We start from the raw sequence: 12,617 nt of genomic DNA, 5'->3' as shown, positions 1-12,617 counted from the left end.
GAAAAATGCAGGACGAAAGTGGCGTTTCCTTTTTCGGGACCTTACTGGACGGCCTGATCTGGCTGGTACAGAACATCGCGGGCGCCTTTTACAACTTCGGCTATGCCGTCGCCAACCCGCAGCTCTGGCTCGACTGGTCGGACAAGGCTTCCATCATGCGGTTCGTCTACTATGGCGGGTCGGTTGAGTTCTTCTTTGTTGTCTTCACCGCGTTTCTGGTGCTGACGGCGGTCGGCATGTATCGCCGCTCCATCATGTGGGGGGTCGTGCGCGGACTGGAGGGCTTTGCCAACACGCTGGGTCGGCTGTTTGCCTGGGCAGGTCTTCTGATGGTGCTGCAACAGATCATCATCGTCTTCATGCAGCGGGTGTTTGCGCGCCCGGACATGAGCTTTGGTCTGGGTATCGCGCTGGAAAAAGACATCAGCTGGTTCGCAGAAGAACTGAAGCTTTACAATGCCTTGGTGGTCTGCCTTTGTGTCACATACACCTTTGTGCAGGGCGGCCACGTGCGGGTCGATCTGATCTACTCCGGCATCAGCTTCCGGGCCAAGCGGATGGTTGACATGCTGGGATCGCTGATCTTCATGATGCCCGCCGCGGTGCTGACCTGGATGTATGGCTGGTACTTCCTGTGGCGCCACCTGATCGTGCCGAAGCCCTCGGCCTCGGACACGCTGGAGCGTCTGGTGATGAAATCCCGCGCGCTGCGCTGGAACATCGAGACCATCGGCTTCAGCCCCAATGGGTTCAACGGATACTTCCTGTTCAAGATCCTTCTGGTGACATTCGCCGGTATCGTCTTCCTGCATGCCATCGCGTTTTTCTACCGCTCGTATCTTGAGTTTGTGGAAGGCCCCGGCAGCGAGAACAAACACCTCGACAAGGACAGCCTTGGTGAAGGTGAAGAAGCCTATGAAGGCGCGCATTAAATAAGGGACAGCCCCCATGCTATTCGGACTTGATGGCGTTGAAATCGGCCTGATCATTGTCTTCTTCTGCCTTTTCGGAGGCATTCTCTCCGGCTTTCCAGTGGCCTTTGCCATTGGCGGAGCCGGCATCATCTCCTTCGGGATCATTGCGGCGCTCGACAGTGCCGGGATCCTGGTTCACCAGGCCATCGACACCTCGTCGCAGGTCTATCGCGACCTGGTGGGCTCCGGCGTCAAGCCGGATGTCATATCGGTGTTCAGATATCCTGAACTGCCACGGGTCGCCGAGGCGGTGTTCCCGCAGGGTTGGGAAGTTGCGATGGACCGCAACATCTCCTTTGTCGTGAACCGTATGAACGAACGGGTTCTGGCCGGTGCCTCGATCGAGACCCTGCTGGCAGTGCTGATGTTCGTCCTGATGGGCATCACGCTGGAACGGTCGAAGATCGCCAACGACCTGCTGACCACCATGGCGCGCGTCTTTGGTCCGCTGCCCGGCGGTCTGGCAGTTTCCATCGTGGTTGTGGGCGCTTTCCTTGCGGCCTCCACCGGGATCGTCGGCGCAACCGTGGTGACCATGGGCCTGCTGGCGCTGCCCACCATGCTGCGCAACAACTATTCGCCGGAACTGGCGACCGGTGTGATCGCCGCCTCGGGCACGCTGGGGCAGATCATTCCGCCCTCCATCGTGATCGTTCTTCTGGGCACGCTTGCGGGGGATCTCTATTCCACCGCACAGGAAACCCGTGCGCAGGAATTCGGCTGCTCCGATGCGCTGACCTATCTGGGTGAGCCAGCGGTTGTTTCGGTCGGGACGCTGTTCCAGGCCGCGCTGCTGCCGGGTATCCTGCTGGCGCTTCTCTATGCGCTCTATGCCTTTGGCTATGCGCTGCTGAATCCGGAAAAAGCTCCGGCAGTTGTGCTTGAGGGCGGTACTGGCGAGCCGATCACCCGTGGCGAAGGCCTCACCTGGTTCCTCGGTGTGCCGGTGGCGCTGATTGCAGGTGCGTTGCTGCTGGGCCAGGTGAACCTGATCGGTAGCCAGAACATCACGGTTTCGACCTTCTCCGATGCGGGGCAGACGGCATCGCTGCGCACCAATGTGGCTGCGGACTGTCAGGCGGCAATGATTGACCTGCATGGCCAGGAGGCCTGGGATGCCGCCGTCGCCGAGCAGAAGAGCATCGACGACGCAGGCGGCGTTGCCCAGGCAACCAAGCTGACCGAGGACGAGATGGCCGCAGCCCGTGTCGCCAAGATCGAAGCCGCGGCTCCGATTGGCACCGGTCTGACCGTGCTGATGGTGCTGATGGGGCTGACGCTGGCGGTTGGTCGCGGGGTTTCGCCCTCGCGGGATCCCAAGCCCTTGATCCTGGGGGCGATTGGCGTGCTGCTGATTGCGCTGGTCGATATCGTGGCAATTTCACCGACCACGACGCCCGGGGTCACCGTGCTGCTGATCGCGCTGCCAAGCCTCCTGGCGCTCTATGGGTGCAAGGTCGCGGCGGTGCGCAGTTCACAGAATGATCTGATCCGCGTGGTGTTCCCGCCGCTGATCCTGATCATTGCGGTGCTGGGGTCCATTCTGGGCGGCATCACCAACCCGACGCCCGCTGCGGCGCTGGGGGCTGGGGGCGCCATCATGCTGGCGGCCTACCGCAAGCTGCAGGACCAGGGGAAATCCGGCTGGATCATCATCTGGGCAACCCTTGCGGTGGCGATCTGTATCCTAGTTGGTGTCAACTTCGATCTGCGGATCAATGGGCAGGATGGGGTTTCGGCAGAGACCATTATCGCCTTTGGTGTGGCCTATGGCGCCTATCTCTTTGCGCTCTTCGGGCTGCTCTACGGTTGCTGGGTGCTGTTTAAGGGCGGGGTGCTGACACCGGTGGTGCGCGAAACGGCCAAGGTCACGTCGATGGTCTTCACCATCCTGATCGGCTCGCAGCTGCTCAATCTGGTGGTGATCTCCTTTGGCGGGGAACACTATATCCAGCAGTTCCTCAAGAGCTTTGACAGCGAGCTGAAGGTCTTCCTGATCGTGATGGTGGTGCTGTTCATCCTTGGCTTCGTGCTCGACTTCCTGGAGATCATCTACATCGTGATCCCGATTGTCGGGCCGGTGATCTACGGCGGCTCCTTCGATCCGAAGTGGGTGACCATCATGGTTGCGGTGAACCTGCAGACGTCGTTCCTGACGCCGCCGTTTGGATTTGCGCTGTTCTATCTGCGCGGGGTGGCACCGAAGGAGGTGACCACAGGCCATATCTATCGCGGGATCCTGCCATTTGTGCTGATCCAGGTGGTGGGTCTGGGGATCCTGTGGATGTTCCCCTCCATCGTGACAATCGTGCCGGCGCTGATGCCAAACTGATTGCAATCAGCCAAAGACGACAAAGGGCCCCGCTTGCGGGGCCCTTTTTTCATGTCGGCACCGGGGCGAAAGCAGAAACAGGGGCGCTGCCCCTCTGCGCCATGCGGCGCATTCACCCCGGGATATTTGACGCCAGAAGATTGGCCATGCAGCCGTTTGCCGATGGCAGCTGAAGGGGCGGTGCCGAATGGGACCGGCGCCCTGCGGTTCAGGTGAGCTGGAGCAGATCCCAGCGGTTGCCGAACGGGTCGCGCCAGACCGCAACCCATCCGTAGGGTTCATGGCGGGGTGCTTCGTCGAAGGTGACGCCTGCGGCCAGCATGGCGGCATGGTCTCGGGCGAAGTCATCGGTGTGCAGGAACAATCCGACGCGGCCGCCAAATTGATTGCCGATGATGGTCTTTTGGGCATCACTGTCGGCCCGGGCCAGGATCAGGCTGCCCTCACGGGCGCCCGGCGGCAGGATCCGGACCCAGCGCTTGCGCCCCTGATCGACATCTTCGGCCAGCTGCCATCCGAGGGTGCCGCAGTAAAACGCGATCGCGCTGTCGTAGTCCGGGACGATCAGCGTCACGGCATGAAGAGATTGCATTGGGTTACCTGCTGTGGCTGCGCGATTCCGGCAGGTGAATATTAGCGACCTGTTCCGCAATCGGATCGGTCGACAGCGGGTGCGCCGTGTCATCAAAGGCGTCGGGATCGGTCATCGGCTGCCAGGCGCCGCGATGATAGACTTCAAGCCCGGTGAACTTCGCCTTGTAGCCCATCTTGGCGCTGCCTGGCACCCAATAGCCGAGGTAGACATAGGGCAGCCCGGCCTCGCGCGCGATGTCGATGTGATCCAGGATCATGAAGGTGCCGAGCGAGTTCTGCGGCAGATCGGGCCGATAGAAGGAATAGACCATGCTCAGCCCATCCTCCAGCACATCGGTCAGCGACACCGCCGTCAGCGCGTTGCTGTCGCGGTCGATATATTCGACGACGCGGCTGCGAATGGGCGTCTCCTCGATCATGGCGGCATATTCGAAGACATCCATATCGGCCATGCCGCCATCGGCGTGCCGGCTGTCGAGGTAGTTGCGGAACAGCGCATATTGATCTTCGGTCGCCCAGGGAGAGGTCGCGCGCCGATCCAGCCCGGCGTTGCGTTTCAACGTGCGTTTCTGCCCCCGGCTGGCGGTGAAGGCGGCGACATTGATCCGGGCAGACAGGCAGGCGGAGCAATCGGAGCAGGATGGCCGGTACAGAACATTCTGCGAGCGACGGAATCCCTGCTGCGACAGGCTGTTGTTGAGCTGTTCGACACCATCGCCCTGCAGGGCGGTGAACAGTTTGCGCTCCATCCGATCTGCCAGATAGGGGCAGGGCTGCGGCGCAGTCACGTAGAACTGTGGGGCAATCGGCAGAGTGTGGCGCATCAGGCGGTCAGGTGTCCGTTTGGGCTTGGCACAAATGGCCCCGAGTGTCGCGCGGGCGCCGAGTACTGATCACGGAGCCGCTGACAGATCGGGGCATTCTGGCCACAGGGTTATCTTGAATGATAGCAATGCCATCGCACTGCGCCAAGAGGCCAGTTGGGATTAAGGTTTACAGATTGCCCATCTTCGCCTTGAACCAGACGGTGGATCAGCGGCGCCGGTTCAGCATGACGGTGCCCATCACCGCATCCGTCAGCCCCTGACCGCGCGCGGACATCAGCATCATGAGGATGGAGATCACCTGCAGCAGCGGGAAGGCCATGGAGACTGTATATCCGGCGGTATGCAGCAATGCGCCCTGACCGTCGAGCTTGCGTCCCGACAGGTCGCGCAATTCGATGCCTGCGACGGCCATGCCCCAGGTCGCGGAACCAGAAGCGATGGTTGCAGCACGATAGATGAAACCGATCACCAGATAGAGCAGCGGCCAGATGAACAGCCCGGTAAAGGCGGTGAAAACCACGGCGATACTGGCAAGAACGGTGATCAACAGGCTGTCGATAAGCCAGGCAAACAGACGTTTGGCAGGGACCAGCTGATAGAAATCAGCCTGGTAGTCTGGATCGGGCAGGGCGGTCATCAAAGCTTCCTTATCGCGATAACGGGGTCGAAAGAACCGGGGCGGGGAACCGGGCTCATGGTTTGGCCGTCTGGCCAGGGTGGCGGCTGACACGAGGGCTGATCATCAGCTATGGCGCCAGGCCGCTCCCGCCGGGATAGGCCCCGCCCAATGCGGGCGGAGCTGGCGCTGGTCAGTGACGCTTGCTGCGCGGGCTGTCCGCGTCATCCTCTGCATCATCGATTTCGATGGCCTCATCGTCGTTCTGCAGCGCGCGTTCGTGCATGAACTGATCGAACTCCGATTTGTCCTTTGCAGCCCGCAGACGTTGCAGGAAGGCTTCGAAATCATGCTGTTCCTGCTCCAGCCGTTGCAGCGTATCGGCCTTGTAGGCGTCAAAAGCGCTGTTGCCGGACGGGGTCATCGCGGACATGCCATGACGGGCCCAGGATTTACGGCGTGTGGTGCAGGATTTCGAGAACATGCGCTTGCTCCAGATCATGTAAAACAACAGGGCGAGGCCAACCGGCCAGAAAAAGACGAAGCCGAGGACCATGGCGGCAATCCAGGCGCCTTTGCCTTTGCTGTCGAGCCAGGATTCACTGCGGGAAAACCAGCCCTGTTCGGACGGGTGCGGGGCGGTAGAGGTGTAACTCGTCATCGGGGTCTCCAGGTTAACGTTGCGAGGTTCGGCGTCCATGTAAATGCGCTTCACATTATGGAATATCGGACTGCCCTCACACGGTTTCAAGCCTGCATGTAAACATTTTTCACATTTTCGCAGATCGAAACAAGTAACCTGTTGATATGTTTTTATTTATTGATGATTTTGTGGCTAACGGGAGATAAACGGCTGCGCTTTGCTGTCAGACTTTGTGATACATATCCGATGACCTGAACACGCGTTGTATCGCCATTTTGGCAATACTAGGGTGCCGGTCGGTCACTGGTGCACTGGTTACTAAGACGCTGTCTGACATGCCCCCGGAACTTGAGCGCAGCCGCAGTACCAGCATTAATGTCTCATTCATAAAAGGGCTATTCCGGTATTCCTTACCTTACGTAAACTTTTGAACTCTGGCAGGGCCAAAGGGTGGTTTCCTCAATTGACGACGGCGGCGTCTCACCCCAGTGTCTGCGGATGGGACAGTCGATTGATATTCAGCGCCTTCCACGGGCATTTGATGCGGATCTGGCCGGCGATGCGCTTGCGCTTGTGCCGGACCTTGGCGGCGATGAGGCGCGCCTGGTCGCAGGGGCGGCGGGCTCCAGCCCCTATCTGAAGGAGCTGATCACCCGCGAGGCCACCTGGCTGGCGCCCGCACTGGCGGATCCGCTGGTCGCGCTTGGTAAGATCATGGAGGCTGTGCGCGGTTTGGCACCGGATCAGCTGAAGCCGGGGCTGCGGCAGGCCAAGCGCCGACTTGCGCTGCTGAGCGGGCTTTGCGATCTGGCCGGGGCCTGGGATCTGATGCAGGTGACCACGGCGCTGACGCAATTTGCCGAACTCTGCGCCGATCGGGCGATCAAGGCGGAAATTGCCGCACTGATCCGCCGTCAGAAACTGCCGGGCCTGACCGAGGCCGATGTGGAGACCGCCGGCGGGTTGACCCTGCTGGCCATGGGCAAGATGGGCGCCTATGAGCTGAACTACAGCTCCGACATCGACATGATCTGCCTGTTTGACGAGACACGGTTTGATCCGGCCGACTTCTATGAGGCGCGTCAGGGCATGGTGCGGGCGACGCGCAACATGTGCACGGTACTGAGCGAACGCACTGCCGACGGCTATGTCTTCCGTACCGATCTGCGCTTGCGGCCCGACCCGGCGGTTACACCGGTGGCCATGGCGATGGAGGCGGCGGAGCGCTATTACGAGAGCCTCGGGCGCACCTGGGAGCGCGCCGCCTATATCAAGGCGCGCCCCTGCGCCGGGGATCTGAAGGCGGGGGCCGAGTTCCTGCAGACGCTGCGCCCCTTTGTCTGGCGGCGGCATCTGGATTTCGCGGCTATTCAGGACGCCCATGACATGCGTTTGCGGATCCGCGAAAACAAGGGGACCGGCGGGCCACTGACGGTGCCCGGCCATGACATGAAACTGGGGCGTGGTGGCATCCGCGAAATCGAGTTCTTTACCCAGACCCGACAGCTGATCGCCGGCGGGCGGGATGAGAGCCTGCGCCAGCGCGGCACGCTCGATGGGCTGACCGCGCTCGCGGCCAAGGGCTGGGTGCCGCAGGAGGCCTGCGCGCAGCTCAGCGCGCATTACATTGCCCACCGCGAGGTGGAGCACCGCATCCAGATGGTGCATGACGCCCAGACCCACCGGGTGCCGCAGTCCGAAGATGGCATTGCCCGGATTGCCTGTCTGATGGACCGCGACCCGCAGGCGCTGCAGGCGGAGATCCGTGGGCGGTTGCAGGAGGTGCATGAGCTGACCGAGGGGTTCTTTGCCCCGGATGTGCCAAGGCCGCAACCGGCCGCGGCGGTGCCGGAGGCTCTGGATGGCGATATCCTGGCGCGCTGGCCGACCTATCCTGCGCTGCGCTCGGCGCGCGGTGCGCAGATATTCGAGCGGCTGAAACCGGAGCTGCTGGCGCGACTGTCCCGCACCGCCCAGCCGGCCGAGGCGCTGGTGGCGCTGGATGGGTTCCTGGCGGGGCTGCCTGCCGGTGTGCAGCTGTTTTCACTCTTTGAAGCCAACCCGCAACTGATTGATTTGCTGATAGATATTGTCGGCACCTCTGGTACGCTGGCGAGCTATCTGTCGCGTAATTCCGGGGTATTCGATGCTGTGATCGGCGGCTCGTTCTTCAGTGACTGGCCCAAGCGGGAGGGGCTCTGCCAGTCGCTTGCGGCGGTGCTGGCGCAGGAAGAGGATTATGAAACCCAGCTGGATGCCACCCGGCGCTGGTGCAAGGAGTGGCATTTCCGTATCGGGGTGCATCATCTGCGCGGGCTGATCGATGCTGCCACCGCAGGGGCGCAATATGCCGAACTGGCCGAGGTGGTGATTGCCGGGGTGGCGCCGGTTGTCCTGCAGCAGTTTGCAAAGAAACACGGAACGCCTCCAGGGCGCGGGGCGGCGGTTCTGGCCATGGGATCGCTGGGTGCGGGGCGGATCAATGCGCTGTCGGATCTCGACCTGATCGTGATTTATGACCCCGGAACCGCGGAGGCCTCGGAGGGGCCGCGACCGCTGGCGACACGCCCGTATTATGCGCGGCTGACCCAGGCGCTGATCACGGCGCTGACTGCGCGTATGTCGCAGGGGCAGCTCTATGAGGTGGACATGCGGTTGCGACCCTCCGGCACCCAAGGCCCGGTGGCCACGAGCCTCGAGAGCTTCTGCGCGTATCAGCGCAATGACGCCTGGGTCTGGGAACATCTGGCGCTGACCCGGGCGCGGGTGATGGCGGCTGTGCCAGCACCGGGTGCGGAGGGGCTGGCGCAGGATATCAACGCATTTCGAGCGGGTTTTCTCGGGGCGCCGCGCAGCCGCGCGGCGATCCTGCCCGAGGTCGCCAAAATGCGCGCCCGTCTGGCCGCTGCCAAGGTGCCGACAGGTCCCTGGGACGCCAAGACCGGCGCGGGTCGGCTGATGGATATCGAGCTGATCGCCCAGGCCGGGGTCCTGCTGAGCGATGCCACCGGGCAGGACGTGGCCGCCGGACTGGCGGGCGCTGTCGCCTGTGGCTGGCTGGATGCCGCAGATGCAGCGGAATTGCAGCGCGGCTATGATCTATTCTGGTCGGTACAGACGGCGGCGCGGCTGGTCTCGGGCAAGGCAATTGATGCACGGACATTGGGAGAGGGCGGCGCGCTCTTTCTGTGTCGCAGCACCGGCTATGACGATCTCGCCGCGCTGGAGGCGACGCTGACCGAGAGCTACGGCAGATGCGGTGACATCATCGCCGCCGCATTGGAGAGAGAGGGGGCGACAGGCCATGACGAATGAGGCGACGGTTGATGCGGCGCAGCTGGCGCGTCTGGATCCCAAGGGGTTGATCCGGGAAAGCTACCGTATCGAGGGGATTGGCGAGGGCGAATGCCGCAGCATCTTTCTGGATTGGGCGCTGAGCCTGCCTGATGGGGTCGACAGCCGTGTGGCAACCATCGCGCTCGTGGAGCAGCTTGCGGCAGTGCATCCCGATCACCCGATGACGGCTGTTCTGCGCGAGGGGCAGGAGGCTGCCGACAGGCCTCGCAGGCGCGGCGGCTGGCGTTCCCGTCCGCGGTGAACTCACTTGCGCCGCGCGGGATCGGGCCGCAGAGCCTGACGCGACCAAGGCATCGACCCTGCGTGGCGGATGCCCTTTCAACCGCGCGTCGTTGGGAGTAAGAGAGGCGCATGACAGCATCTTCCTCCGCGCCCGAGCGCGCCCGCGTAAAACTGAAACCCAAAGCCAATGCCCGTGCCCTGCGCCACGGCTTTCCCTGGGTCTATGCCAATGAACTGGTCACCGACCGGCGCACCCGGAAACTGGCACCCGGCACCCTGGCGGTGCTGGAAGACGACGCGATGACGCAGATGGGGCTGGTTGCGGTCAACCCCGAAAGCAAGATCATCGCGCGGATGCTGGACAGCGATCCTGCGGCCGAGCTGAGCGTGGAGTGGTTCAGCGCCCGCCTGCGCCGCGCGCTGGAGCTGCGCGAACAGCTGTATGATGCGCCGTTCTACCGGCTGGTCCATGCTGAATCCGATGGTCTGCCCGGCGTGGTGATCGACCGCTTTGGCGATACCTGCGTGGTGCAGCCCAATGCCGCTTGGGCCGAAGCCCATATCGAACCGCTGACCGAGGCGCTGGTGGCGGTGACCGGGGTGACAACGGTATTGAAAAACGCCTCGGGCCGTACGCGCAGCCTGGAAGGGCTGGACGATATCAGCACTGCTCTGCGCGGCACCGCCCCCGAGGCGCCGGTAGAAGTGTCCATGAATGGCGCCACCTATATGGCGGATCTGACCGGCGGGCAGAAAACCGGCCTGTTCTACGACCAGCGCGACAATCACGCCTTTGCCGCCAAGCTGGTCAGGCCGGGCGCAAATGTGCTTGACGTGTTTTCCCATGTCGGCGGTTTTGGTCTGGCGATGCTGGCGGCTGGCGCGGCGACGGCAACCTGTGTAGACGGATCCGCTCCGGCGCTGGATCTGGCGCGGGACGGCGCAGGTGCCAGCGGTTTTGGCGATCGGTTCAACGCACGGCAGGGCGATGCCTTTGAGGTGCTGGCCCAGCTCGCCGAAGAAGGGGCGCAGTTTGATGTGGTGATCTGCGATCCGCCAGCCTTCGCACCGTCGAAACAGGCGCTTGAGGCGGGGTTGAGGGCCTATGAGCGGATTGCCAAACTGGCCGCCCCTCTGGTGGCGCCGGGTGGTTATCTGGGGCTGTGCTCCTGCTCGCATGCGGCTGACCTCAGCCGGTTCCGCAATGCCTCGGCGCGTGGCATCGGGCGCGGCGGGCGGCGCAGCCAGCTGCTGCACACCGGGTATGCCGGGGCGGATCATCCACAGCTGCCTCAGCTGGCCGAAAGCGGCTATCTGAAGGCCGTGTTCTTCCGGCTCGACTGATCTGTTGCGGTTGATCAGGCCATGAAACTGCTGCTGGACGCCTGTGTCCTCTATCCGACCGTGATGCGTGAGATGCTGCTGGGGGCGGCCCGGATTGGCCATTTCACCCCGCTGTGGTCACAGCGCATCCTTGAGGAATGGGCGCGGGCGGCGCGCAAGATCGGTCCTGCGGGGGAGCCGCAGGCGCGGGCAGAGATCGCGCTGATCTCTGCGGCCTGGCCAAAGGCTGCCGTCACCCCGACAGCGGCGGTTGAAGCACGACTTTGGCTGCCGGACGTGGCCGATATCCATGTGCTGGCCGCCGCCATCGCCGGCCATGCCGACGGGATCGTGACCGTCAACAACAAGGACTTCCCGCGCCACACGCTTGCCGAGGAGGGGCTGGAACGGATCGGCCCGGACCAGCTGCTTTATGATCTGTGGCGACAGGATCCGGACGGGATTTCGGGCGTGGCAGCGGCTGTGCTCGCCGAGGCAAACCGGCTGTCAGGCGGCGGCTGGGAGCCGCGCCCGCTGCTGAAGAAGGCGCGGCTGCCAAGGGTGGCGAAGGCGCTGTCGACCTAGCGTGCTCAGCCGATGAGACCTTGGCGCGGCTCAGATGTCGCCCAGCACCTCAGCGGCGATCTCAAAGGATCGCAGCCGTGCATCGTGGTCATGGATCTGCCCGGTCAGAATGATCTCATCCGGTTGATACCGCTCAAGAATACCAGACAGTTCGGCGGCCACCGTGGCCTTGCTGCCGGTCGCGGAAATCCGCAGCGCCTCATTCACCCCGTGCAGCACCGGCGGGGCGATATGCTGGGTGATATCCTCCACCGGAGCCGGCAGCTTGCCGGGTTTGCCTTCGTGCAGCCGTGCAAAGGCCTGCTGCATGGTGGTTCTCAGCCGCTGCCCTTCGCGGTCGGTATCGGCGGCAAAGACGTTGACCGCGATCATGGCGCGGGGGGCGTCGAGATGCTCAGATGGCTGAAAGCCGCTGCGATAGGCGGCCAGCGCCTGCTCCAGCGCGGCGGGGGCAAAGTGCGAAGCAAAGGCATAGGGCAGCCCCAGCTGTGCCGCAAGCTGCGCCCCATAAAGGCTGGAGCCGAGGATCCACAGCGGCACCCTGGTGCCCTGTCCCGGAAAGGCCCGCACCCGCGCTTCGGGTGTTTCGGGGCCAAGGTAGTTGATCAGCTCGATCACATCATGCGGGAAGGTATCGGGATTGCGCTCACCGGTTTGCAAGCCCCGACGCAGGGCGCGGGCCGTCTGCAGATCCGTGCCGGGCGCGCGTCCCAGCCCAAGATCAATGCGGTTGCCATATAGGCTGGCCAGCGTGCCAAAGGCTTCGGCCACCATATAGGGGGCGTGGTTGGGCAGCATGATTCCCCCGGCACCGACCCGGATCGTTTTGGTCTGTCCGGCGATATGGCCGATCAGAACAGCGGTGGCGGCACTGGCGATCCCCGGCATATTGTGATGCTCCGCCAGCCAGTAGCGGTGATATCCCCAGGCCTCGGCCCGCTGTGCCAGATCAGTGCTGTTGCGCAGCGATTGAGCGATGTCATGGCCTTCGGGTACGGGGGCAAGGTCAAGAACGGAATAGCGCATGGTAGGTCTCCGGGAGCCCGCCCAGGCGGGTCGTTAGGTCTTGTGTCCGCAGGGACATATCTGACTGAAACGCCTGCAACGGGGGATTGGTTGCCCACAGATGGGGATGGCGGCCGCA

At 63.0% G+C, this 12,617-nt stretch carries 11 protein-coding genes; 6 read left to right on the top strand and 5 right to left on the bottom strand.

Annotated elements, in window-relative coordinates; genetic code table 11:
• The first annotated feature begins 5 nt into the window (after positions 1 to 5).
• Positions 6 to 932 carry a TRAP transporter small permease subunit gene (locus WLQ66_RS08560; RefSeq protein ID WP_340545907.1) on the top strand — a complete coding sequence of 309 codons (927 nt, stop codon included), beginning with the start codon at positions 6 to 8 and terminating at the stop codon, positions 930 to 932.
• Positions 933 to 948: 16 nt separating this feature from the next.
• Positions 949 to 3,306: a TRAP transporter large permease gene (locus WLQ66_RS08555; protein WP_340545906.1), complete on the top strand. Its 2,358-nt coding sequence runs from the start codon at positions 949 to 951 to the stop codon at positions 3,304 to 3,306.
• Positions 3,307 to 3,514: 208 nt separating this feature from the next.
• Here the strand turns inward: WLQ66_RS08555 and WLQ66_RS08550 are convergent, their stop codons facing one another.
• From WLQ66_RS08550 to WLQ66_RS08535, 4 genes are all read right to left on the bottom strand, one after another.
• Positions 3,515 to 3,898 carry a VOC family protein gene (locus tag WLQ66_RS08550; protein WP_340545905.1) on the bottom strand — a complete coding sequence of 128 codons (384 nt, stop codon included), beginning with the start codon at positions 3,896 to 3,898 and terminating at the stop codon, positions 3,515 to 3,517.
• A 4-nt stretch (positions 3,899 to 3,902) separates the two neighbouring features.
• On the bottom strand, positions 3,903 to 4,724 hold the full coding sequence (locus tag WLQ66_RS08545; protein ID WP_340545904.1) for an arginyltransferase: 822 nt from the start codon (positions 4,722 to 4,724) through the stop codon (positions 3,903 to 3,905).
• Positions 4,725 to 4,932: 208 nt separating this feature from the next.
• Complete coding sequence (locus WLQ66_RS08540) at positions 4,933 to 5,364, bottom strand: RDD family protein (protein ID WP_340545903.1); 432 nt, start codon at positions 5,362 to 5,364, stop codon at positions 4,933 to 4,935.
• Positions 5,365 to 5,536: 172 nt separating this feature from the next.
• The gene (locus WLQ66_RS08535) at positions 5,537 to 6,004 is read right to left on the bottom strand and encodes a DUF2852 domain-containing protein (protein ID WP_340545902.1); all 468 of its coding nucleotides are present in this window, start codon (positions 6,002 to 6,004) and stop codon (positions 5,537 to 5,539) included.
• 480 nt (positions 6,005 to 6,484) lie between these two features.
• Here WLQ66_RS08535 and WLQ66_RS08530 point away from each other — a divergent pair, with 480 nt between their 5' ends.
• The 4 genes from WLQ66_RS08530 (at position 6,485) to WLQ66_RS08515 (ending at position 11,473) form a co-directional block, all read left to right on the top strand.
• Positions 6,485 to 9,301 (top strand): [protein-PII] uridylyltransferase family protein, encoded by a 2,817-nt coding sequence (locus WLQ66_RS08530; protein WP_340545901.1) that lies wholly within the window; start codon positions 6,485 to 6,487, stop codon positions 9,299 to 9,301.
• Positions 9,291 to 9,584: a hypothetical protein gene (locus WLQ66_RS08525; protein WP_340545900.1), complete on the top strand. Its 294-nt coding sequence runs from the start codon at positions 9,291 to 9,293 to the stop codon at positions 9,582 to 9,584. Before WLQ66_RS08530 ends, WLQ66_RS08525 begins: the two co-directional genes overlap by 11 nt.
• Positions 9,585 to 9,694: 110 nt before the next feature.
• Complete coding sequence (locus WLQ66_RS08520) at positions 9,695 to 10,909, top strand: RSP_2647 family RNA methyltransferase (protein WP_340545899.1); 1,215 nt, start codon at positions 9,695 to 9,697, stop codon at positions 10,907 to 10,909.
• A gap of 21 nt (positions 10,910 to 10,930) precedes the next feature.
• The gene (locus WLQ66_RS08515) at positions 10,931 to 11,473 is read left to right on the top strand and encodes an RSP_2648 family PIN domain-containing protein (RefSeq protein WP_340545898.1); all 543 of its coding nucleotides are present in this window, start codon (positions 10,931 to 10,933) and stop codon (positions 11,471 to 11,473) included.
• 30 nt (positions 11,474 to 11,503) lie between these two features.
• On the opposite strand, the gene WLQ66_RS08510 is transcribed toward WLQ66_RS08515, so the two are convergent.
• Positions 11,504 to 12,499, bottom strand: coding sequence for an LLM class flavin-dependent oxidoreductase (locus WLQ66_RS08510; RefSeq protein ID WP_340545897.1), 996 nt, complete (start codon positions 12,497 to 12,499; stop codon positions 11,504 to 11,506).
• Positions 12,500 to 12,617: the final 118 nt, after the last annotated feature.

The organism is Phaeobacter sp. A36a-5a (assembly GCF_037911135.1).
GTDB classification, from domain to species: domain Bacteria; phylum Pseudomonadota; class Alphaproteobacteria; order Rhodobacterales; family Rhodobacteraceae; genus Phaeobacter; species Phaeobacter bryozoorum.
Note: the sequence above shows the minus strand (reverse complement) of the source record. Positions and strands in the feature narration are given on the sequence as shown.